This window comes from Bradyrhizobium sp. SPXBL-04, assembly GCF_051853035.1.
GTDB classification, from domain to species: Bacteria; Pseudomonadota; Alphaproteobacteria; order Rhizobiales; family Xanthobacteraceae; genus Bradyrhizobium; species Bradyrhizobium zhanjiangense.
Map to the genome: position 1 here is coordinate 1,976,510 of NZ_CP182472.1, position 21,347 is coordinate 1,997,856.

Sequence of the window (21,347 nt, forward strand, 5' to 3'; positions counted from 1 at the left end):
GACAGGTCTCAATGAGCGAAGCCAGCAACGCCCAATTCTCGGCGCCTTCGTCGCAACCGGCAGAAAGAGAGTTCTTGGCGTTGAGCTTGATCAGCCGCGTCGCACGCTCGACAGCCTTGGTGTCCATCTCGATGCGCCCACCATCATCAAGGTAGGGCGTCAGCCCCTCCCAATGCCGCAGCGCATAGCGCAAAGCCTTCGCCGTGTCGCTCTTCTGCGCAAGGTGATCAAGCTTGGCCTCAAACCACTGCTTCGAGGCTGTAGCCAGAGTCGGGCATGCGCCTGCCTGCCAGCACGGCGCTCGGTATCCGCTCGGCCGCGGAGCGCTTTCTCGACCGCGTAAAGCTGGGCGATGCGCTCGAGGGCCTCGCGGGCAACCGGAGCTGGCGCCAGCGCAGCCTCCCGCTCGATCTTCACAAACTGGCGCCGCAGATGCGACCAGCAGAAGGCGAGCGTCCCGGAGAGGGCGTCCGCACGCGTCTCTCGGGTCATGGTCTTGTAAGCCTGATAGCCGTCGCAGTGGATGATGCCGCGATAGCCCTCGAGCAAGCGCAAGTCAGGGCGCCGTAGCCCGGTGCATAGGCATAGACCACCCCAGGTGGGTCAGGTCCGGCCCAGGGCCTGTCATCGCGCGAGAGCGCCCAGAAGTAGCCGGTTTTGGTCCTGCCGCGTCCCGGATCCAACACCGGTGCGGGGGTCTCATCGACACAGAGCTTCGAGGAGGTGAGCAGAAGCTCGCGCAGACGATGCCATAGGGGCTTCAATTCCTGGGCGGCATAGCTGACCCAGAAGGCGAGCGTGGAACGGTCCAGCGCTATTCCGTGCGTCGCAAGCATCTGCGCCTGGCGGTAAAGCGGCAAATGCCAATGATACTTCGCGTCGATCACATGCGCCTCGGTGGGCAATCCTCCCCTGATCAGTCGCTCGGGCGCGGCGTGCTGGAGGACGACGCCGTGACAGGCGCGGCAGGCCAGCTTGGCCCGGCGGGTGACGATGACGCGATACTGGGCCGGAACGACGTCCAGCCTCTGGCTCTCATCGTGACCGATCTCAAAAAGGACGCCTGCGCAGCACGGGCAGCAGGTTGCAGCGGGCATCAGGGTTTCGATGATGCGCGGCAAATGCTCGGGCAGCTTGCCACGATTGACCCTGCGCGCGGCGGTCCTCTTCTCGCAAACTCTGGGATTGGCGCGATCCTCGGTTGCTTCGAGAGCCGCGACGGCTTCTTCGATGTCCTCCAGAACAAGCTGTAGCTGATCAGCGTCCAGCTTTTCCGAGGACCGACCGAACTGCGCATCTTTCGCAAGCTTGAGCAACCGCTCGAGCCTGGCGCAGCGATCCAGCAGAGCCGCGGCAAAGACACGCAACTCGGCTGGATCGCTTGGCAGCTCATCGGGCAAATCACTCATTGACCCGAGCTTGCCATGCTTCGCGCCTCGATGCAGCGATGATTTGTTTTTTTACGCAAGCGCCTTTGGCTGCGGGATTCGAGGCGCGTGCATGCGCGTCCAATCCATGCCGGCCAGAAGTGCTAACAGCTGGGCCGCATTCATCCGCATCACGCCGGCCACGATGGGAGGCCATTTGAAGCTACTGCCATCAAGCCGCTTCCAGTACATCACAAGGCCGCTGCCATCCCAGACGACAATCTTCACCCGATCGGCGCGCTTCGCACGGAACACCACCGCCACGCCCTTCATCGGGTCATGGCCCAGCGTCTCCTTAGCCAGCAGCGCCAAGCCCTCCGCACCCTTCCTGAAGTCGACAGGTTGCGTCGCCACATAGATCATGAGGCTCGCGGGCATCGTCAGCATGAACGTGTCCGTCGCAGTGCCAGGAGCACATCGCTCAACACAGCAAGGCCAGGCGTCCCCCGCACCTCCACTCGTGCACCCTGGAGCTCAACCGTAACTACGGCTGCTTCCGGCGACCCGGTGGGCTCTGCGGCCGCCGGTAGCGCCGATTCCGACACCACCGGTACGAACGACAGCGTGTCCGCCGAAGCCGGCAGCACCAACTGGCCCAAACGCGCCCGGCGCCGCCAGTCGTGCACCTGCTGGGGCCGGCACCCATGGCGACGCGCGACATCTGTGACAATCGCCCCGGCTCGAGGCTTTCCGAGGCAATCTGTGCCTTCAAATCGTCCGGCCAGCGCTTTCGACCTGCGCCTGCGTACACTTCGATACGCGGTGACAACGGTCGTCTTATGTCGTCCGAATGGTCGTCCATTGTGAGCACCCTTGCAGAAGATGACTCTTCTAGCGGTGCTCTCAGGACTGAGTACAAAAATTCTCAAGGGCCTCAACGCCACGCTTACGAAAGATGGTGACGGGTGGACACTCAACGACATGAAAAGCCTCGTGCTCCACGGCGCGGCAGCCGACAAGATCGTCGTGTCGGCGTGGACGGCCGGTACAGCGCGCGATAAGGACGGAGTCGGGCTTTTCCTGATTAAAGGCAATGCACCTGGCGTTACGCCGCGGCTATCAGACCCAAGATAGGCTACGTGCAGCCGAGATCACGATGGATAACGTGCGTGCCGAAGCAGACCACGTTATTGGCCATCCGGCGAGTGCCTCTCCGGTCATTGCTCGGGTAGCAGACGAGGCCGTTGTGGCCCTTTGCGCTGAAGCGATCGGCTGCTTCGCTGAAAATGCAGGTGATCACCCCTGCCTATTTCAAGACCCGCAGGCAGTTCGGCGCGACGATCCGCCTCGTTCCAGGTACTGCAGCACCGGGCCGTCGACATGTTCGTCGAACTGGAGCAATCGCGCTCGATGGCCATGTACGCCACGATGATGGCGGGCGCAAATGACCAGATAGCGCGGGAGCCGGCGCTGTCAGCGGCGAAGGCGCAGATCGGCCAGTCGGCAAGACGATCGGCTGTGAGTCGATCCAGCTCCATGCGGGGTCGGGATGACGATGGAGTACCGCATCGGGCACTATTCAATCGCGTCACCATGATCGACTCACGTTCGGCGATGCCGACCATCACCTGCGTCGACTCACCGCCCTCGGCGGCCTCATCCGTGAGGGACATGAGTGACGACGCCCCTTAGGTTGCTGACTGGGTCATAGACAGATTGAGGTTCCGTTCGCCGAGATGTGGCAAGCCACGCTGAGGCGCCAATATCGGTGAAGCAATAGCCTCCGTCATGACCAACATGGAAGTAGGTTTCTAGTCGCGAGTGGCGAACCATGCTATTACTGATGCTCGGTAAAAGAAAGGTCGTACGGTTGCCAGCTCGTCGGCTGGCCGGCAACATCATCAGTTGTAAGCCGCAGTCCACATCGAGCCCACTGCCGCTCATAGCGCTGCCGTCGTTGGGGAGCTGATATCACGCCAACGCCGCTTATCCCGGTAGTCGATGCAATAGTCCCTTATCAGAATAGGTAGTGTCTTGATCCTTGTTAGCTGTGTAGCTTGTGCAGAAGCTCATAAACGATAGGACTGTGTAGAACCTCATAAACGACAGGATAAGAGCAATGGCAGCCATAGTCGGTCCTTTGCGCGAGACACCCAAACAGTTGCGCCTTGACACAAGTTCCGGCGCGCGTGATTCGCGGTCGTGCCGTCCTTAAGCGTGCCAGTAAGGCAGGCGCGAGGCCGGTGCTGGTTCTGCTGTCGCAGCGGGCTCTCAAGAGTTGCGCCTGCGTGCTGACTCGTCCTTCCCCTGAACTCCCAAGGAGTCCTACGATGGCCCGTGCAAACTCCTCACGAAGCCAACTACACGACCGCGTAGCAAATGCTTTGCGCAGGATCGAAGCGCTGGAATCCGCATTTGAAAGCACCACAGTTGGGCAATTGGTTTCAATGCGTGCGCGAACGCACGCATCAACGGTGGTTCTCGACGTCTTCGAGCGTGGCGAACGCGCGACCTACTCCGAGATGGACTGCAGCTCCAACAAATACGCGCATGCGTTGCGCGCATTCGGAGTGCGCAAGGGCGATCGAGTTGGCGTGGTACTCCCCAATCGACTCGAGTTTCCGATCTTGTGGTTCGCGCTTGCAAAGCTCGGTGCGGTGATGGTCCCGGTCAACATGCTCTATACGCCGCGGGAGATCGAATACGTTATGAGTGACACGCGGGCGAAATTCGCGATCGTCGATGAGTCGGCATGGGCAGTGTTCTCCGCGATGGATCCGTGGCCTCAGGACCTCGCCAAGGAGCGAGTGATTCTTGTCGGACAACCCTCCACCTGGGGCGCTACTACTCTCGACCAATTGGTCGAGGGCGTGGAGCACCTGCCGGTGGACGAGGATGTTCGACCCGATGACCTACTGATCATCGCTTACACATCGGGTACGACTGGCTTTCCGAAGGGTTGCATGTTGACGCATGACTATCTGAGCGTTACCTCGTACACGGCGGCTAACTGCGACTTTCAGCCATACAGCAGGTATCTTTCTGCATCGCCTTTCTTCTATGGCAATGCGCGAGGGCATCTTCTGAAGGCTTATCGACAAGGCGGCACGCTGTACTTAGCTCAGCAACCCAACGCCTCACAATTCATCAGCTGGATCGAGAAGTACGGCATCGAGTCGTGTCTTTTTCCCGAGTCGATAGCTCGCCGTCCAGCGGTGGCTGTCCGGTCGTTCACGAGCCTCAAGCAGGTCGGACAACCCTACAGCTGGAGTCCTGAGACGGTACGGAAATTCCGGAAGCAATGTGGAGTGCGTAGCATGGGCGGGTTCGGCATGACCGAAATCGGGTACGGTATTATGATGCCCGACATCGAAGAGATGGACGACTCCGGTTCGGTCGGGATTCGCTCGCCTTTTCGAGTGCTACGATTGATAAACGAGGATGGTGGCCCCACGCCGCCCGGCGAAGTCGGCGAGCTGTGGGTGAAGGGACGTGCGATCTTCAAAGGGTACTGGAATAGACCGGAAGCGAATGCTGCCGCCTTCGAAGGCGAATGGTTCAAGACGGGTGATCTTTTGCGTCGGGACGAACTGGGCTTTTACTGGTTCATGGGGCGCAAGAAGGACATGATTCGGCGCGCGCCTGACGAGAACATCTCCGCGCACGAGGTGGAGGCCATCATACGCGATATCCCTGAGATCGCCGATGTGGCCGCAGTGCCCGTTCCCGATGACGAGTGTGGCGAGGAGGTCAAGATCTACGTGGAGCTGAAGGAAGGTCTCACTCCAGCCGATTTGCCGGTGGAGCGAGTTCTCGAGCATGCTCGTACTCGCCTCGCTGCATTCAAGGTGCCCCGATACATCGCTTTCACTACGGCACTTCCGAGAACCACCTCAAGCAATAAAGTTACTAAACGTGAGTTAGTCAACGTCAGCGATCCGGTTTCCGGCTCCTATGACAGTAAGGAGAAGCGCTGGCGCTGAGGCTGCCCCTCAGCTCGGAACGCGATGAACAGGTCCAGCATGACCACCGCCGTCGAGTCCCCGCGATCCATTCGACATCAGCGGTTGGGAAGTGAGGTGGCTCGCCATATACCCGCGTGCGGGGGGCTCGGCAGACGCTGGCCGACCAGGTCGGCCACGGAACCTTCGCCGTCATGCCGCTCTTCCAGCTGATCGAGCGTCATGTACTCGCAGCCGAGCGCCTTATGGCGACGACACCACCATCCGCATCTTGGAAGGGCAAGTGCACGACCGGCCGGATCTGGACCTATGTGCGGGATGACCGGCCCTATGGTGGGCCAGCGCCGCCGGCGGCGGTCTATTGCGCCTCGAGCGACCGACGGAGCGAGCATCCCCAGAAGCATCTGGCTGCCTTCGCCGGCATCCTGCAAGCCGATTGCTATAGCGGCTTCGAGCCGTTGTTCGACCCGCAAAGAAAGCGATGCCGATCACGCCGGCATTCTGCTTCGCCCATGCGCGGCGGGGCTTCTTCGACCTGGCCGACATCGAGAAGAATGCCAGGGAAGGTCGCAAGGGCAAGCCGGTCTCCCCGATCGCACTGGAGGCTGTCAGACGCCTCGATGTGTTGTTCGAGATCGAGCGCGCCATTAACGGCCGCAGCGCCGACGAGCGGCGTGCCGTGCGCCAGGAGAGAAGTAAGCCGCTGCTCGATGACATGCACGACTGGCTGCTGCGCGAGCGAGAAACCCTCTCGCGCTCCTCCGAGGTCCTGAAACCCATGAATTACATGCTCAGGCCCTGGGCCGACTTTGCCCGCTTCCTCGACGATGGCAGGATCTGCCTCAGCAACAACGCCGCCGTAAGAGCGTTGCGCGCCTTGGGAAGGCGCAACTGGACCTTCGCCGGCAGCCTACGCGGCGCCGACCGCGCTGCCATCATGCTGACGATGATCACGACCTGTCGTCTTAACGATGTCGACCCCTGAGCCTGCCTCGCCGACGTCCTCGCCCGGATCGCCGATCTTCCCGCTTCGCGTTTGCACGAACTGCTTCCCTGGGAATGGAAGCTTCTGTGCCAAGCCGGCAAGCCCGACGATCAGCAAGCCGCCTGACCTTCACCCAACGCTATCATACAGCTCGCCACGCCCGCGCGTACGCGGCAACCAGGGGGCCTTCGTCGTATGCGTACGTCCAAACGTACAATTCTCAACCATCAGGTCCCACCGCAAGGCGTCTCTCCTCGGAGGCTTGCGGCTGGATCGCATGCAAGAATGTAATTTGGCTGGGTCATGAGCCGTGGGAGCGCGGCGGACTGATCTGCCGATACATGTTCGTTCGGATGATCGCCACGTGATACCGTTCGCGTCTGAAAAACGGTTTCCGCTGATGCGATTGCCAGTGCCAATCATTCCTGGGACTGCCCGAGTTGCTGTAGGAACTGGCGGGGTCGCGAACGGCGATGTGAGGGTCCGGCTGCTCGGCAGTATGAGAAGGCGAGCGACTTCCTGCCAGGCTGCGAGCGAGGAACAGCGGCGCTTCGAGAGGCATTTTGGAGGATGAGTGGCAACTATCTTGCCGGAAACATCCTTAAGGAGATATAGTCTGCCGCTAGGTAGGCTCACCTTTCGCGCGCTGCAGGACATCATTCCGTTTGGCGTATTGGCGGCGGTGCAGATTATCTGGTGGTCCCGGACGGACGTCCGCCGGCCGCGCATCACCGCCCAGGCTGCCGTGGTAAACTGCCTCCTGCGACCGTGATTGCCAACGAAGTGATCGGCTTTATGGTCAAATCGGTCCTCAGCCAAATGAGCACGCTACTCGCCCTTCATTAAGACGTGGTGAGACGCTAGGCTACGCCGAATGAAACTAGGACGACGATCGCTGCGTCAGTAGGCCTACCGAAAACTGGCTAGAATCATTCCGCACTGTTCAACAGTCAGCACAAACAGCAAAATAGCGGCGTCGAGCCGCAAGCCGATTGTCCGTGCTTGCATCGCCACCTACCGGCATGTCGGCTCGACGAGCTTCTTCACTGGAAATTGTACGCTGACATCAGCGAGCTCCGCCCGAGCGGCCATGCACATCACCATCATGTCACCACCGTTCACCGAGGCGCGAACGCTATCGTAAAGACGACGATTGGCTGTGCGACATCTCGATGAAATGTTGATCGAGGATGGGTTTATCCGGGTCTATCACTTCGAGCACATGAGCCACGAAGTCGATATCGTCGGGAACTCGGCTCTTCGAGGAGATCAGGGAAGGCGGAGTGTCACGAGCCCGATATCGGTCGGATGCCCGCATAGTCGGATGAAAGGTACGAGCCATTGCGACGGCCGGCAAGGCGTCTAGCTTAGGACTGAAAGAGAAGGCGGGTAGTCAAGAGTAGTCGCTCGTCTTCCCGCACCGAACCGACCCGGACCACGCTGTGTGGACCAGTTATCGCGTCCATAGGAATGATTCTGTGAGAGTGGCGACTGCAGGGTAGTGCCGGCTAGTCTTTCGAAACGGGTTGCGACGCTGCGGAATTGTTCGAGCTTTATTGGCATGACAGCGAGTGCGCCTTGGGCGAGCAATGGTTTGGCGCAGCTGGTTGGTGCCATGGGCGGCGTCGGCGATCGCGGCAGGCAATCCCTCGACAATTTGGCGCCCCGCCGTGCATCGCCCTTTTGGTCTACGGTGAGTGCAAAGGGCACCGGGAAGTCCAAGCCGCGAACGGCCATATGTATCTTGGTGCTCAAGCCACCGCGCGAGCGCCCAAGCTTGATCTTCAGACTCCCTTTTTTCGCCCCGGGGGCGTGCTGATGCGCGCGGGCGATTGCGGAAACGATGGTCAGATATTCGAAGTCCGTATCGTCGGACATCGCCTCGAAGATCTGCCACCAGACAGCCTTGATGCTCCATCGACCGAAGCGCCGGAACACGCTGTTCCAGTCCCAAACGCCTCCGGAAGATCACGTCAAGGAGAGCAAGTACGAACGATCCAAAGCACCCCGTCCACGAACATCCGTTGCCGCGCCCGGTCGAACCTTCGGGGCAGGCCGGGCCTATAATGGTGGCGCCATGCGCTTTCAGGCCGCCGCGCTCAGCAGCAAACGATCCGTCACACCTAAGGCCACCTCCCAAAAGAAGTCTTAGATCTGATTGGCCTCAAAAAGGGAATCGCTAGAATCCACAACACCTAACCCCTACCCCTCCTGACACGCAGCTAAAACTCGTCAGCCGCGCGGTTTAGAATCGACAAGCCTGCAATCGCTAGTCGTAAGAGTGTCATCGATGCCAAGGATCAGGAAGATGCTTGCTGGCAGAATTGGTGGGTTGTGCATGTTCATTTCAATTGAGAATGATGCCTTGAGAATATGCTAGCATCGAAGGCAGAAAATGATCCTGATCGAAAGGCGAGGTAGGCGTTGTGCCCTCGCACCGAGGTCCTTGTTGTTGGTCCTGCTGTTCATATTGGCCGGGTATTCGTTCCCAACGCTTGCAGAACCGGAGAGACCTGTTGTCACCTCGGTGCCTGGACGGCCGGCATACAGTTTGATGGCGTCGGCCTCACATCACGGAAGAACGCTGTAAGGTAGCGTTGCTTTCGATGCCCTATTTACGCCAAATCGGACTATACCTCCTGCCGCAAATCCGAAGCATCTTACGAGCCTTGCAGATGTCGCCCGTCGCGATATCAACGTCGCGGTGCCGCCGGGTGAGTCCGCCTACACTAGTTAGGGGAGGTAAAACCCAGCCCAATGATGATCGTTCCTGTCCATTCGGCGGGCGTTGCGACGGTCATCGGTCGGGCGGAAGCGTTAATCGTTGGTCAATTCAGCATCCGTGATCCGGAGCAGAAAGGCGGCGAGATAGTGGTTCACAAACAATTACCGGTATTTGGGTCTTACCTCGAAAGGAAGGACGGCGCCTTTCGCGATTCATTCGGATCAGCTCAACCTCGGCGAACGCTGCAGAAGCTCTAGAGAAGTACAGGATTAGGAACGGAGTTAATATGGTCCAACTGCCCGCGAAACTCACCAAGGCTGGTGATGTGTTGACCGTTCTTTGCGGCGCCGCTTTTAGCGCGCGTGAGTGGGTTCTGCCCCTGAACCGTACGTTGCGAGCCGCGCGCCTCTCGGTCCACGCCGTTCTTGGAACGGATGCCAGTGCAGGAATCGTCGCATGACATGGGACTGGGGCTTTGTCCTGAAGATTCTGCCGAGCCTCTTGGAAGGAGTTTGGTACACCGTGGTGGTGACGCTCGCGAGCTCGGCGATTGCACTCACAGTTGGATTGCTCATTGCTATCCTGGAGAGTGCGAGTAACAGGCTTACTCGGAGCTTGGTGCGCTTTTGGCTCGAGCTTTTCCGGGGTGTGCCAAGCCTTGTGATGCTGTATTTTGTCTTCTATGCCCTGCCGCAGGTGGGAATTACCCTTCCGGCAATACCTATTGGAATTGGCGTATTAGGCATTGTCTACGCCGCGTATTGCTCAGAGGCGTACCGAGGCGGTCTGATTACGATCCCGCCTGAACTGCGCGATGCGTGTGTGGCGCTCCATTTAAGCCCCTATACTACATGGCAACGTGTGCTTGTTCCTTTGATGATCAAGCGTTCCATCCCCGCCCTTCTCAACTATGTACTCGGCATGTTTCGGGAAACGGCAGTGCTTTTTGCGATTGGGGTACCGGTACTAATGGGCCAAGCCAACGTGCTCGGCTACGAGAGCTTCCGCTACCTTGAGCCCTTCACCCTAGCAGGTCTCATCTATTTTGGCATGAATCTGCCGTTGCTTTATCTCCTTTCACGATTCAAGGACGTACATGTCGAGCAATATGGAATCTAATAGTGCAGAACACTTCGCGCTGATAACCGCTGGAGCGTCGGACGGAGTAGCGGCAGATGAATCCGCATCCCAATCGCAGCAGGCGATGTGGGCTATCGAATTCGAAAAAGTCTCTAAATCCTTCGGAGCTCACCGCGCGCTGGTCGATCTCGACCTGAAAGTGCGGTCCGGCGAGAAGGTTGGCCTGATTGGCCCGAGCGGTTCAGGAAAGACGACGGTATTACGTCTGGCGATGGCTCTCGATAAGCCTACCAGTGGCGACATAAGGATTTTCGGTGAGAGCATCCTCCTCGATGCGGCTGGTAGACCGATCTCGAGCGCGCAGGAGGAGCGTATCCGCCGCCGGTGCGGCATGGTGTTCCAGCAATTCAATTTGTTTCCGCATCTGACCGTGCTGCAGAACTTGGTCTTGGCGCCAATGACCGTGTTGAAGAACTCCAGAGAACATGCTGAGAAGAGCGCCCTTGATTACCTCCGGATGGTGGGCTTAGACAGCAAAGTGCACGCGTATCCTGCCCAGCTTTCTGGGGGCCAGCAACAACGCATCGCGATCGCGCGAGCGCTGATTCTGAATCCCGAGATACTCCTCCTTGACGAGATCACCTCAGCGCTGGACCCTGAACTTGCCAGGGAAGTTCTCGATGTGGTCCGCAACATAGCGCACGAGAGCAAGGTGACTCTGCTGATTGTTACGCACGAGATGCGGTTCGCACGTGAGGTCTCCGACTGCATTGCTGTCTTCGATTCGGGCTGCATTATCGAACATGGTTCCCCGGACAAGATCTTCCGCAATCCCGAATCCGCGCGCACGCGGTCATTTCTACGGTCTGCGTTGAACCCCTGAGGCTGGCTACGTGCCTGGATAACTAAACTGTCCATCTGATAGGGTCTGATATGGGCCTTGGTTGTAGTTCGTGCGATAGTGCGCAAAGCCAGCTTGCACGTCCTTGGGGGCTTGCGGCAGTCCTAAGAATCACCTCGGACCCCTGACTGCGCAATGAGTCAATTTGCCTGACTTTTTAGAAAGGCATGCAGCTTGCGCTCTTAGTGTGCGGCAGATCGACTCTTAGCTCGAGTGGCAGGTTGCGCTCAAGCGTGCAAACGCGGAGGCATCTGAATGCCTCAAAATCGTAGGGGGCGTTCAATGCCATTGCGCTGGTCGGCACCGGTACATCGTGACCGATGCCGGGCTGCCGCGCGATCAATTCATATCAACTCATCGGTTCTATCGGGCCGGATTTCCTCTCGACACAAGCCGACCGCGACTGAGCGGTGGCCAGCATGCAGATCGCGCGTAAGATCATGCAACACTCCGCCATCAATCCGGTCTGTGGGTAATCAACACCTCAATCATGCCGAGTGTGCCATCAGCCAACACCTATGCGGCCACGATCATGGTTGCCGCGAAGAGAGCTGATGTGATCAAGGGAGATGCTCGGGACGATGTGAAGGTGGCGGCCCGTGAGGGTTGCGTGCGGCGTACGTAAGATCCCGCAGCATTCCGCCGAACTTCGCTTTCCACTTAAATCAAATCATTGCGGCATAGATCGACGATCGAAATATCTGCCTAGTGATTCTCCGGAAACTCCGAGTACTGGTTGTCGGAAAAGCGGCTGCGCTTCTCGTCGTCTAAGCCACAATGTTACCCTCGAGCGTGCGGCCACGGCCATTGTTTGCAAGGTCTGTCATGTGTCTTGCGTTACCGTTTACGGCCTCTTTCACTTCAAGCGAAGCGCCTTGAGCTGAGCTGGCTCGAATAGTTGGACGAAATGCCAGTAACTATGTTGGCAGTGACCCGCGCTGTAACGGCAGCTAACGTCAGTCCTAGGTGTCCGTGACCACAGGACACGAAAATAGAGCGATGTCCCGGGACCCGCTCGACGATCGGCAAGGAGTCAGGTGTAGTCGGACGCTCTCCACTCCAAACCTCGAACCCGGGCCGGGGTCTGAGCATGGGAAACAGTCTGCGCAGACGTTGTAGCCCCGAAGATAGCAGTCCTGGCCGCGCTCGCAAACCTGGCGAGCCGAAGTGACTGATGCCAACAATTCGGGCTCCGAGTTGACTGGGCGCAAGTATCACGCCCAAGTTTTGTAGTGCAATTGGCCGAAAGATAAATTCAGGCTCGATGTCCAGCTCCAAATGGTACCCTCTTTCGGCAGCGAGCGGAATGCGATGACCGCACCCAGCCAGAAGTTGGTTTGTGTGCGCTCCGGCCGCGAGGACCACGGCCGCCGGCGAGTAGTGCGCGCGAGCACCTCTGACGTTCACCTTTCCTTTTCCCCCGCTTTCCAGGCCTTCGACTCGATCGCACCGGATGCGACCGCCGCGTTGCGTGAACACGTCCGCGAGACTGGTAACGAATGCTGCTGGATCTTGGACGTGAACCGCGCCGTCGAAAAAAGTAGCACCGACCGCTACGTTGCTGACGGCAGGCTCCAGCTCGACAAGATCTGGGCCAGCAACTATTCGGACGTCCACGCCTAGGGACGCACGAATTGAGTTGAGACGCGCTGCTACGTAAAGTTCGGAAGGAGCATGATGCACGATGAGGTAGCCGCATCTATTGATGGGCGGTAGATCAGCGCCAAGTAGCTGTTCGTACGACTTCAGCGCGTCCCTGCAGAGTTCATGAAGTAGGCCCGTGTCGCGCCGAACAATGTCCGGTCGAGTTGCCTTGGCATATTGGATAGCCCATGGCAGGAGGCGCGGAGCTGAGGCCCAATCGAGGGCGGCAGGTGAACTCGGCTTTAAAAACATTGCTGGAAGGTCGGCCATGCGATAATGAGCGCTGAAGGGAAATGCGCTTGATGCGATCACGCCTGCGTTGCCAAAGCTACATCCCTGTCCGACAGATTGTGCGCCGTCCAGCAGCATGACCTTCAGCCCGTGCTGTTGGAGCGCCAAGGCCGTCGTCACCCCGATTATACCTGCGCCCACTACAATGGCGTCGATTTTCCCCTGCTCTAAGACTGAAAAAACCGCCGGCATTCCGCCAATCTCCTAGAAGCGTTCTTCTTCTTCGTCTACTTTGCGCGTCTCATGGGCGCCGCTAACTTCTTGAGGTTAGTTCACGAGGCGAGCAAAGCCGCTTGGCCTGCCGACCAGCTAGCCGAGACCTTGGTTATGACCGTTTCAAATACAGGTTTTATGGGACAGCTATTCTGCGCAGGGTTGTTATGATTTCATCTCCAGCCGAGCTGGTGTATCGTGTCCCACGACCGGAATGGCTCATTGACCAAGAACGCTTCTCTCAGATTGCGCGATTTGTGGATAATACTAAGTGACTTGAACTTAGCTTGCGTGATGCGTGTCTCCCTTCTTAGCTGAGAAAACCCAGCAACGAACCTACCAGCGCTGATAGTATTGTGTGGTCCAGATCCGTCTGCATCCTGTCATGTAGGTGTGCATCGTCGATTTCGAAGATCGTTGGCCTTTCAGTCTTTCGGTGCATGGTTTCCGAGCTGTCGCAATCGGGACAGCCTCGCTCCACAAAGCGGAGAAGCGCCAAGCATTGGCGCCGCCGTGCGGAAGAACTTTGTCAAGGCGATGTCCGCGCAGCTGTATGTGTCTGACCAACTGTGTACTAACAGACTAAAAAGCCAGGGTAGGTGGCGCCTAATGCAAGGACAATTCTTAGCCCGAGGGAAGGTGAAGCGCAGATGGGAATGACGAGACGGGAATTTCTGCGGGAATCGTCGCCATTGTGTATGTAGAAGTGGCCGACGAGCCTGCCCGCAGTGCCGATCATAGCCCATCCGCGACCGCAGGCGGGGTCGTTCCCATCGTGCCCTTCCCATGAGAACTCCGCGCAAGCCGAACCGTCTCGCGCGCCGTAGCGGACATCGAGGAAGCTCTTCAGCGCACCGAAGGCAATTTCACCGTCGGACTTGCCCTTGAAGGTGAGATGCGCCTGTTCGACGAGATCGAGGAAGTCGCTGTCGCAGTTGTCCATTTCGACGATGCGCCAGCGGCCAGCAAAGGCCTTGGCGAAGCCGGGCACCTTGGCCATCAGCCGGCCTCCGCGATCAGCTTGGGCAGCCGCACCAGATCGTAGGCGGCGGCAGCGAAGGTAAAGGCCCATCCGACGCGTTCACGGCCACCGAATCGGGTTTTCTCTTGCCCGGCGACCGTCTTGATCCAGCCGAATGCCTCCTCGATGCGCTTGCGGATGCGCTGACTGATGGCATAGCCGCCGTGCCGTGCCGTGCCGGGCCGTTCGCCCGTCGATCGCAGAGCTGCGGCCGCTGGTGTTTTGCGCAACATGCGGTGTCACGCTCATCGAGCGCAGCTCGTTGACGAAGTCTTCTGCGTCGTAGGCTTTGTCGGCGCCAAGCGTGATCGCTGTTGGCCGGTCGGCACGCGGTTCGATCATGTGCAGCGCGGCCACCCGTTCGGCATGCCCGTCGGGCCGCGTCAAGCAGGCGCCGACCAGCAGGCCGTGGCGGTTCTCCATCAGCCCATGCCCGATGAAGCACAGCTTCGTCTCCTTGCCCTTTCCCTTGCGGTAGAGACTGGCATCCGGATCGGTGGTCGAAGCATGGGTGTCGTTTGAGCGTTTCTGGCCATGGAAGTGCGCTTCGGCATTGCGCCCGCCGCCTTGCGCCGGCGGCTCGCCAGAGCCATCCTTCGGCTTCACGCTCTTCATCGAGGCCCAGGCCTCGATCAGCGTGCCATCGACCGAGAAGTGATCGCTCGACAGCAACTTCTTCACCTTGGGCTGCGCCAGCACCGCCGCCAGGAACTTGGCAGCGATGTCGCCTTCCAGCAACCGGTCGCGGTTCTTCGAGAACACCGAATGATCCCAGGCTGCGTCGTCAACGCCAATTCCGACGAACCAGCGGAACAGCAGGTCGTATTCCAGCCGCTCCATCAAAAGCCGCTCCGAGCGGATCGAATTAAAACGCCTGCAACAGCATCGCCCGCAGCAGCTTCTCCGGCGGGATCGACGGCCCCGGCGAATAGAGCGCGGCAAACTCGCGCTCCAGCGTCGACAGCGCCTCGTTCACGATCGTCCGGATCGCTCGCAGCGGATGGTCACGCCGCACCCGCGCCTCCCGATCGACGTAGCTGAACAGCTCGCCCGTTCGATTGTCGCCGCCGCGCACGCATCATCTCCAATCTCGTCGGAGCCAATGAATCACCGTCGCTGGTCGGCGGCGAGCACCTTTTTCAACGGCCTGCTCTCATGTTTGCTGTCAAGGGACTCGATCAAGCGGAGCCGCTTCCGGCTGAGCGCCCGGACGCTGGACTTCGAAGGTGCCCACGGTAGGAGGCAGAGCCAAAGACGACGGTTGATCAAGCTCTCATGCGCGGGTTGGGTACCGCATGACCGTGGTTTCGTCTTGGGGCTGCCTCGGTCTAGGGGGCGAGCGTCGGCGATGCCGGCTCATAACAGGCCACGAGGATTCCCCACCGCGCCCTGCCTCCTGCCCTGGGCACCGATATGGTCGAGCAGCGCTCTTCAGGCGGCCGGCCCGAGTTGTACTTGGCGAGTGATCGCCCACAGGAAGCCGACCATCTCGCGTGCAATGGCGGTGGTGACGATCACCTTAGGTTTGCCGCTCGCCGACAAGCGGCGATAGCGGGCGCACAGCCTGACCTGGGCCTTCCAGGCGATATCGCGGATAGCTTGTGGCAGACGCTCGTTACGGTCATGGAGCTTGCGACTGACGCGGGCTTGCATGCGATAGGTCCATGCCCCCTCGATCAGAGCCCGCCTGGCCAGAGCGTTGCCAGCCTTGGTGATGCCGCCGCGTCGGATGGTGGCGCCGCTCGAATGCTCCGACGGCACGAGACCGAGAAAGGCCATCAACTGGCGGGGATTGTCGAAGCGGGAGAAGTCGCCGACCTCAGCAACCACCGTCACGGCAACGATGAAGGCGACGCCGCGCATGGCCTGCACGGCCTCAACGAATGGCGTCATCGACCATTGTGGCGCCAGCTCTTCGATCCGCTTGGTCAAGCAATCCACACGGGCCTCAGCGTCGGTCATGGCATGAATGTAGTCCTGCAGAACGATTTGGCTTGCCGGGTGATCGAAGCGCACCGTGGTGAGCCAGCGACGATAAGCCAGGGTCCACCCCTTCTTCCCGGCATAGATGCGCCCATGCCGCAGCAGGAAGCCTTGGAGATGTTGCCGCGCCTTGCCGAGCACACGCATCGCTGTGGCGCGGGCTCTCACCAAGTCGCGCATGGCCTCATGCGCCGCATCCGGAACCCACACCGCTGTCAGCTCGCCGCTCCGGTGCAGCTTGGCCAGCATCGCCGCATCGCGCCGGTCGGTTTTTATCCGATCCCCGGCCTTCATTGGGATCAGCGAGGGGGCTACCACGATGCAATTGTGCCCCAGTCCCGTCAGTTGGCGATGCAGGCCATATCCGCAGGGTCCGGCTTCGTAGCAAAAACTTACCTGCCGGTCACCCTTGCCAAGCTTCTTCGCCAGCTTGTCGATCTGATCCGCGTGATTGGGGATGATCCCGAAGTTACGAACTTCCCCGCCGCGCATCCCTTCGGCCACCGCAACCGAAATCGTCGCCTTGTGCACATCCAGCCCCACGAAAATGCTATCGTTCATCAGGCCCGCTCCCCATGCTTGAGGCTCGGCGCCGGACCATCCGGCGCAACCCTCGATAGGAGCTTGCCGCGGGGCGGGCCGCCCGTCACCTCAGAGGGCGAACATAGGGTCTAGACCCCACCGCCGGGCGTGCACAAAGGGGACGTCGTCGCGCAGGCCGAATGCATCTACGGTCACGTCCTCCAGCTGGTGCGGGCCGCCGGAGGCGAGCCGCGTCACCTGGTCAAAACAATCGAGTACGTGACGCCAGCTTCGCTTGAGCGCTATCGCGAGGTCAGCAGCCTGCGCTCAAAGATGCTCCAGGAACCGCTTCCCGCCTCGACTGGCCTCATCAGCGAAGCCCTGTTACATCCTGGGACGCAAATTGATGTCGATGCCCTTGCCGTTCCGGAATGAGCCATGGCGCTGCTGACAGACGAACTTAAGGCTTGGATCGGTCGCGAAGTCCACTATCCGGCGCGCGAGGAGCTCAGCCGTGCCTTGATCCGCTACTTCGCACTTGCCCTGGGCGACGAGAACCCGCTCTACCTCGACGAAGCTTACGCGCAGGAGGGTGGCTATCCGTCTGTGATCGCGCCACGAAGGCTTGTCTGCGAGACCTGCCAATACTCCCACCGGAGACCAACGGCTACATCGGCTACGAGTGGAACCTGCCCATCACCGACTGCCGCATGATCCGCGCCGGCAACGACTATGAATTTGTGCGGCCGATCCTTCCCGAAGATCGCATCTCCGTCACCTGGACGCTGAAAGACATCGTGGAGCGCTTCTTCGGGTGGCGGCACGCAGCTGTTCGTCAGTTCGGTCGCCCGCTACAAAGATGCGGCGGGCAAAACGGTCGCTATCAACTGCGAGACCGTCGTCTACCAGCCGATGGAAAAAGCATGATCAGCGACCAAGAGCATCGCGATTGTCCAGGAGGGGAGGTGCTGCCAGTCCTGGAGAAGACTTTCGCGAGCGTCGACCTCATGGCCTATGGCGCCGCCACCTGGGACTGACACCGCGTCCACTACGATATGAGTTCTCCCGTGCTATGAAGTTACCGAATGTTGTCATTGACGGGCAGACTTTCGGCGCACTGTTTGCGCGTGCCGTCATGAATTGGGCCGGACCGCGAGCCTTCGTCGCGCGACTGTCGTTCAGGATGAAGTCGATGGCCTTCGCCGGCGATATGCTACGGGTGCAAGTTGAAGTGACGCAAATCCGCTGCTCTAGCGTCATCATAACGCAGCGCCTCACGAGCGGCTGTCGTCTCTTGTCCGAAGCGGAGACGGAGGTGCGGCTACCCCCTAGAGTCAGTTGCCTTGGTCTGGACGAGAGCAGCAGCCCCGGTGTTACTACCGCTGCTTCAGCTTCGGGCGCTCCCTCCACTACGCAATTCCGAAGCTGTTAAAGCACCATGGCACGAAACTAATGATAACGGGATGTGGGAGCTCATAAGGCTTTTGCTTGCTAGGCTCTTTACTGCCGGGACCATCTCGGGAGCAACCCCGCCATCTACAATGTCAATGGCGGAACATGACAGGAGCGCGATTGGCGGGCCATGCCCTCATCAAAGGCAAGCGCCGCGGTGCGAAGTGCGTCATGGTAGCAATGTGCGTCGGAGGAAGCATGGTAGCGGCCGGCGTGTTCGAGCTCGCCTGAGGCGCAAGATATGCAAAGATCTGGTTAGTTGGTTCGAAGGGCAGGACCTCCAGCGACACTGTGAAAGGAGATAGTAGCGGGAGCATCGATCGCGACCATATCATCAGCAGGAATGCGATCCTGCTTCTTCCACGCTAAGACCATGTCTGCAATATTACCAGTTCCCTCGGCTGAGTGCCTACGCCGAAAATTGCCATGGACTCTCGCCTCCGGTGCGTCGTTCCGGCAGCTCCGCAGGGCGCATAGTGTCTAACCTGTCGGATCATCGCACTTTCGTTGACCAGAAGGGAGACAGATGTTGCAAAGCACCATGATGGATGTGCCGCTCTCGCTCAACCACCTGCTGGAGCGCGCAGGAAAAATCTTCGCCGGAAACGAGATCGTCTCGCGCATGCCCGACAAGAGCCTTCGCCGCCACACTTATGGCCAGTTCTATCGACGCACGCGCTCGCTCGCGTCGGCGCTGCGGTGGCTTGGTCTAGACAAAGGTGACCGCGTCGCGACTCTGTGCTGGAATCACCATGCTCATCTGGAGTGCTACTTCGCCATCCCCGCGGCGGGCGGGGTGATGCACACGCTCAACCTGCGCCTGGCGCCCGCCGAGATCGGCTGGATCGCGGGCAACGCCAACGATCGCTTCCTGATCGTCGATGACGTCCTGCTGTCTTTGTATCATCAATTCGCGCACATGCACCACTTCGAACACGTGATCGTGTTTCCATTCTCCGGCGCGGCGGTCTCGACCCAATTGCAAGACTACGAGGTCCTGCTGCAACGCGCGAATCCTGACAGTTTCGAATACGCCGCGCACGATGAAGCCGATCCAGTCGCGATGTGCTACACGTCTGGCACGACAGGGCGCCCGAAAGGCGTCGTGTATTCCCACCGTTCGACAATCCTGCACACGCTTGTGGCGAGCCTCGGCGACTTCTGGGCTATGTGTAGCACGGACGTCGTGTTGCCAATCACGCCGATGTTCCACGTAAACGCCTGGGGAATTCCCTACGGCGCAGTGAACCTGGGTGCGAAGCTCGTGTTCCCTGGGCCGCATTTGCATGCCGATGACCTTCTCGATCTGATGCAGATCGAACCGCCCACGTTGGCCGTCGGTGTGCCGACGATCTGGATGACGTTAATGCAGACACTCGATGCGGCGCAATCCGAAGCCTCACCTGACCGTGGCCGATGGAAGTTGCCGAAGGCAATGCACGCCATGACAGGCGGCGCTGCGGTGCCCGAGTCTCTGATCCGCGCTTACGACGAGCGCGGCGTGTGGCTGGATCAAGGATGGGGCATGACCGAGACTTCACCGGTTTGCACCAGATCGTATGTTCGGGCCGAATTGCGCGCCGCCGGTGCCGACGAGAAGTACCGGCGCGCTGCCATGGCCGGCGTACCCGTGCCGCTTGTGGATCTGCGACTTTGGGGAGAGGAAGGCGAGCAGCCGTGGGACGGGAAGAGCGTCGGTGAGATCCAGGTACGGGGACCCTTCATCACGGGATCCTACCATGAGCTACCCGTAACCGACGACAAGTTCACCGGGGACGGCTGGCTCCGCACGGGAGACGTTGCCTCGGTCGACCCGCTCGGCTTCGTGCGTATCACCGACCGGACCAAAGACCTCATCAAATCCGGAGGCGAGTGGATCAGTTCGGCGGACCTCGAGACTGTGCTAATGGAGCATCCTGCAGTGGCCGAAGCTGCGGTGATCGCCATCCCCGACGAGAAATGGAACGAGAGGCCGCTCGCCTGTGTCGTGCTCAGGCGCGGCAAGCCGGTAGGCACAAAGGAGCTGGATCAACATCTGCTCGCGCGTAACTTCGCGAAGTGGCAATTGCCTGATCGCTACGAGTTTATCAACGCCGTACCGCGAACATCTACTGGCAAGTTTTGGAAGGTGAAACTACGCGAGCGTTTCCCGGGATGAGGCGGTATGCCGAGAGGTTTTCAAGGCTTCAATTCAAATTCACAGGTCAATCGCTTCCAGTTGATGACGAGAGTTTTTCATTGCCAGGAACCTAGAGCCACCACACAGTTAGGCAAGTTCCTTGACAGGACGATACGCAATCCGAGGTGACTGTGGATGCGTACCGCAAGGCGTCAGGTAATAAATGCCAAAGTGACCGGTAAGCTCTCTGGTCCCCTCTCATCCTGATGATGGCACGACGGGCGTCTTTGAGGGCTGGCGCCCGCGGCATCACTCGCACTTGGTCCCCCATCTCTCGTCGAGCGTGGACCTCCCTGTAGTCGGGGGCTCGGCCCGATAGGCTGCGCACATATCGACGGATTCTCCAGAACTTGGGAGCGCCCGCACGACCGCGGGATCCAGCAATTCAGCTTGGGTGCCTGCGCGGCGACCCGAATGAGCTCTTGCCCAAGCACGAGCCCGACCCGCCTGCCGGCGAGATTCTCGGGGGCGCCGCGCGACCTGATTGGTTTTTTAGCATTTCTGTACACCGATGATAAGCGCTCTAAACTGACCGTCGCTGACATGCGGCGGAAGACGACGCTGGCGCTGGCTATGAGGGCCCGGATCGTGCTGGCCTGCCCGGAAGGAAGTCAAAACAAGGAAATGGTGGCCAAGCTGGGGCTGCCAGTCGATGGTAGACAAATAGCCTAGGCATTTTGGAGCGGCCTATGGATGGGCTGCATGAGCCGCCCTTCGCGGTACGACGCAGCATTAACCCTGCTAGAAGTCGTGATCTTCGCTTGAGAGCCTTTCAAAGGGAATACTCATTGGAGTTCCAAGGCATGGCGTAGCCGACGCACCCTCGCTTGACCTTTGGACTGCAGGTCCATCGTATCGAGACTTCCCAGCTCTGAGTTGGCTAAACGTGACAAGGTGCGCGAGATCGTATGACTTTACGTCTCGCCGCGGGAGCACGCAGTTGTTCTCTGGTTGGACGAGAACTCGCAATCCAAGCGGTGGACCGCAACCAGCCGATGCTGCCGATGCGCCATTGCACAGTG

Annotated in this window: 15 protein-coding genes and 4 pseudogenes; 11 read left to right on the plus strand and 8 right to left on the minus strand. The window is 59.6% G+C overall.

Annotated elements, in window-relative coordinates:
* Window position 1: 1 nt before the first annotated feature.
* Together tnpC (ACNJX8_RS09135) and tnpB are read right to left on the minus strand one after the other, a co-directional pair.
* Window positions 2-1,409: pseudogene (tnpC, locus tag ACNJX8_RS09135) on the minus strand (IS66 family transposase); the annotation flags it as partial.
* Between the two features lie 51 nt (window positions 1,410-1,460).
* Window positions 1,461-1,814, minus strand: coding sequence for an IS66 family insertion sequence element accessory protein TnpB (gene tnpB / locus ACNJX8_RS09140; protein WP_439360338.1), 354 nt, complete (start codon window positions 1,812-1,814; stop codon window positions 1,461-1,463).
* A 435-nt stretch (window positions 1,815-2,249) separates the two neighbouring features.
* Between tnpB and ACNJX8_RS09145 the strand changes: the two genes are divergently transcribed.
* From ACNJX8_RS09145 to tnpC (ACNJX8_RS09160), 4 genes and pseudogenes are all read left to right on the plus strand, one after another.
* Window positions 2,250-2,501: an acyl-CoA dehydrogenase family protein gene (locus tag ACNJX8_RS09145; RefSeq protein WP_439361856.1), complete on the plus strand. Its 252-nt coding sequence runs from the start codon at window positions 2,250-2,252 to the stop codon at window positions 2,499-2,501.
* A gap of 246 nt (window positions 2,502-2,747) precedes the next feature.
* Window positions 2,748-3,059, plus strand: a complete 312-nt coding sequence (locus tag ACNJX8_RS09150; protein ID WP_439360339.1) for a hypothetical protein — start codon at window positions 2,748-2,750, stop codon at window positions 3,057-3,059.
* Between the two features lie 638 nt (window positions 3,060-3,697).
* Window positions 3,698-5,350 carry a class I adenylate-forming enzyme family protein gene (locus ACNJX8_RS09155; protein WP_439360340.1) on the plus strand — a complete coding sequence of 551 codons (1,653 nt, stop codon included), beginning with the start codon at window positions 3,698-3,700 and terminating at the stop codon, window positions 5,348-5,350.
* A 134-nt stretch (window positions 5,351-5,484) separates the two neighbouring features.
* A pseudogene (tnpC, locus tag ACNJX8_RS09160) lies at window positions 5,485-6,440 on the plus strand (IS66 family transposase); the annotation flags it as partial.
* Window positions 6,441-7,767: 1,327 nt separating this feature from the next.
* Here tnpC (ACNJX8_RS09160) and ACNJX8_RS09165 read toward each other — a convergent pair.
* Window positions 7,768-8,435, minus strand: a pseudogene (locus ACNJX8_RS09165) (IS5 family transposase).
* 636 nt (window positions 8,436-9,071) lie between these two features.
* Between ACNJX8_RS09165 and ACNJX8_RS09170 the strand changes: the two are divergent.
* The 3 genes from ACNJX8_RS09170 to ACNJX8_RS09180 all read left to right on the plus strand — a co-directional run bounded on the left by ACNJX8_RS09170 (window position 9,072) and on the right by ACNJX8_RS09180 (window position 11,002).
* Window positions 9,072-9,296 carry a hypothetical protein gene (locus ACNJX8_RS09170; protein WP_439360341.1) on the plus strand — a complete coding sequence of 75 codons (225 nt, stop codon included), beginning with the start codon at window positions 9,072-9,074 and terminating at the stop codon, window positions 9,294-9,296.
* Window positions 9,297-9,495: 199 nt separating this feature from the next.
* The gene (locus tag ACNJX8_RS09175) at window positions 9,496-10,158 is read left to right on the plus strand and encodes an amino acid ABC transporter permease (protein ID WP_439360342.1); all 663 of its coding nucleotides are present in this window, start codon (window positions 9,496-9,498) and stop codon (window positions 10,156-10,158) included.
* Between the two features lie 85 nt (window positions 10,159-10,243).
* Window positions 10,244-11,002, plus strand: a complete 759-nt coding sequence (locus ACNJX8_RS09180) for an amino acid ABC transporter ATP-binding protein (protein ID WP_439361857.1) — start codon at window positions 10,244-10,246, stop codon at window positions 11,000-11,002.
* Between the two features lie 879 nt (window positions 11,003-11,881).
* On the opposite strand, the gene ACNJX8_RS09185 is transcribed toward ACNJX8_RS09180, so the two are convergent.
* From ACNJX8_RS09185 to ACNJX8_RS09205, 5 genes and pseudogenes are all read right to left on the minus strand, one after another.
* Window positions 11,882-13,147: an NAD(P)/FAD-dependent oxidoreductase gene (locus ACNJX8_RS09185; protein WP_439360343.1), complete on the minus strand. Its 1,266-nt coding sequence runs from the start codon at window positions 13,145-13,147 to the stop codon at window positions 11,882-11,884.
* Window positions 13,148-13,847: 700 nt separating this feature from the next.
* Window positions 13,848-14,168: pseudogene (locus tag ACNJX8_RS09190) on the minus strand (hypothetical protein); the annotation flags it as partial.
* A gap of 81 nt (window positions 14,169-14,249) precedes the next feature.
* Window positions 14,250-15,131 (minus strand): IS5 family transposase, encoded by an 882-nt coding sequence (locus ACNJX8_RS09195; protein WP_439360344.1) that lies wholly within the window; start codon window positions 15,129-15,131, stop codon window positions 14,250-14,252.
* Window positions 15,055-15,264 carry a hypothetical protein gene (locus ACNJX8_RS09200; protein WP_439360345.1) on the minus strand — a complete coding sequence of 70 codons (210 nt, stop codon included), beginning with the start codon at window positions 15,262-15,264 and terminating at the stop codon, window positions 15,055-15,057. The genes ACNJX8_RS09195 and ACNJX8_RS09200 overlap by 77 nt, the downstream gene beginning before the upstream one ends.
* 356 nt (window positions 15,265-15,620) lie before the next feature.
* Window positions 15,621-16,733 (minus strand): IS110 family transposase, encoded by a 1,113-nt coding sequence (locus ACNJX8_RS09205; protein ID WP_128943091.1) that lies wholly within the window; start codon window positions 16,731-16,733, stop codon window positions 15,621-15,623.
* Between the two features lie 129 nt (window positions 16,734-16,862).
* On the opposite strand from ACNJX8_RS09205, the gene ACNJX8_RS09210 reads away from it, so the two are divergent.
* The 4 genes from ACNJX8_RS09210 to ACNJX8_RS09225 all read left to right on the plus strand — a co-directional run bounded on the left by ACNJX8_RS09210 (window position 16,863) and on the right by ACNJX8_RS09225 (window position 20,304).
* Window positions 16,863-17,129 (plus strand): hypothetical protein, encoded by a 267-nt coding sequence (locus ACNJX8_RS09210; RefSeq protein ID WP_439360346.1) that lies wholly within the window; start codon window positions 16,863-16,865, stop codon window positions 17,127-17,129.
* 3 nt (window positions 17,130-17,132) lie between these two features.
* Window positions 17,133-17,408 carry an FAS1-like dehydratase domain-containing protein gene (locus ACNJX8_RS09215; protein WP_439360347.1) on the plus strand — a complete coding sequence of 92 codons (276 nt, stop codon included), beginning with the start codon at window positions 17,133-17,135 and terminating at the stop codon, window positions 17,406-17,408.
* The gene (locus tag ACNJX8_RS09220) at window positions 17,405-17,731 is read left to right on the plus strand and encodes a hypothetical protein (protein ID WP_439360348.1); all 327 of its coding nucleotides are present in this window, start codon (window positions 17,405-17,407) and stop codon (window positions 17,729-17,731) included. The genes ACNJX8_RS09215 and ACNJX8_RS09220 overlap by 4 nt, the downstream gene beginning before the upstream one ends.
* 941 nt (window positions 17,732-18,672) lie before the next feature.
* The gene (locus tag ACNJX8_RS09225) at window positions 18,673-20,304 is read left to right on the plus strand and encodes a long-chain-fatty-acid--CoA ligase (RefSeq protein WP_439360349.1); all 1,632 of its coding nucleotides are present in this window, start codon (window positions 18,673-18,675) and stop codon (window positions 20,302-20,304) included.
* Window positions 20,305-21,347: the final 1,043 nt, after the last annotated feature.